This window comes from Mesorhizobium sp. M1227, from assembly GCF_040318315.1.
In the GTDB taxonomy this organism is placed as follows: Bacteria; Pseudomonadota; Alphaproteobacteria; order Rhizobiales; family Rhizobiaceae; genus Mesorhizobium.
This window is the reverse complement of the sequence record NZ_JAMYLZ010000100.1, coordinates 1-1,181: the sequence shown is the minus strand read 5'-3', so window position 1 is coordinate 1,181 and position 1,181 is coordinate 1. Positions and strand designations below refer to the sequence as shown.

Here is a 1,181-nt window from a genome sequence, read left to right as displayed (position 1 = left end):
ATCTCCCCCCTGTTTGGACCGGAGACATCGCGAACAGGTGTGCGAGGACATCGCGAACAGTGCTCCATGCTATCTCTCGACGAGGTTGAGGTCGATGGTTTGGATTTTCTGATGGCGGAAGAAGACGTTGAAGACGCCGTCCTTGTCGGTCGCACGGAAGGCGACGGCGCGCCCGGCGAAGGCATTGCAGATCTTGAAGTGGCGGCCGAACAGCGAGGTCGCGCCCTTCTGCTGGATCTTGCGGATATGGTCGCCGGGCGCATAGTCGAAGGGCTGCTGGGTCTCCCTGAAGTCGCGCGGGGAAGACCGGTAGCGGTCGAGCGGCACGGCGCCGGCGATCGCCTCGTGCGGGCGCTCTGCATTGTAGATGTGGCGCCAGCGGTCGAAGGCCCGCTGGGCCGCCGCCAGGTTCTCGAACGGCGGTCCCTGCAGCGCCTCGGCCTTGAGCGTGCGGTGAAAGCGCTCCTCCTTGCCCAGCGTCTGGGGATGATACGGCCTGGAATGCCCGATGGCGATGCCGATTTCGATCAGCCAGACGCCGAGCAGGGTAAAGTCGTTGCGGCCGCCATCGCCCCAAGGCGGGCCGTTGTCGGTGGCGATACGAAAGGGCAGGCCATAGCGGCGGAAGGCCGTGATCAGGCGCGTTTTCACGGTTTCGGTGGTCTGGTCGGAGCAGGCCGACAGCACGATCGAGAACCGCGAATGGTCGTCGAGCACGGTCAGCGGATGCAGGCGCCCGGCGCGCAACGGCACATGACCCTTGAAGTCCATCTGCCACAGATCGTTGGGCGCTTCGTGCTCGAAGCGGATGAAGGGCTTTGCCCCGCCGCCCAGCGCCCCGAGCTCGACGCCGTTGCGACGCAAGATGCCGGTCACCGTCGAGGGCGACGGACAGCCAATCCCCTGGCGCGCCAGGACCCGGGCGATCTTGCGCCCGCCCCAGGCCGGATGTGCCGCCCGCACCGAAAGCGCCGCTGCTTCCACCTCCCAGGCGCTGCGCCTGGGACTCGAGAGCGGTTGGCGCGAACGCTCCAAAAGCCCGGCCTCGCCCTCCGTCCGATAGCGCGCGATCAACTTGTGAGCCACGGTCCGACCGATCCCAAAGCGCCGGCACAACGCGCTCACATTCGCCCCCGGCGCGCTCGCCAACCTGACAAATTCCAGCTTCTGTTTCATCGCGC

The 1,181-nt window shown here is 66.5% G+C and carries 1 protein-coding gene; it reads right to left on the bottom strand.

Annotation, left to right across the window (positions count from 1 at the left end):
• Nucleotides 1–69 precede the first annotated feature (69 nt).
• Nucleotides 70–1,176 carry an IS481 family transposase gene (locus tag NKH28_RS34270; protein ID WP_352981460.1) on the bottom strand — a complete coding sequence of 369 codons (1,107 nt, stop codon included), beginning with the start codon at nucleotides 1,174–1,176 and terminating at the stop codon, nucleotides 70–72.
• Between the last annotated feature and the right edge of the window lie 5 nt (nucleotides 1,177–1,181).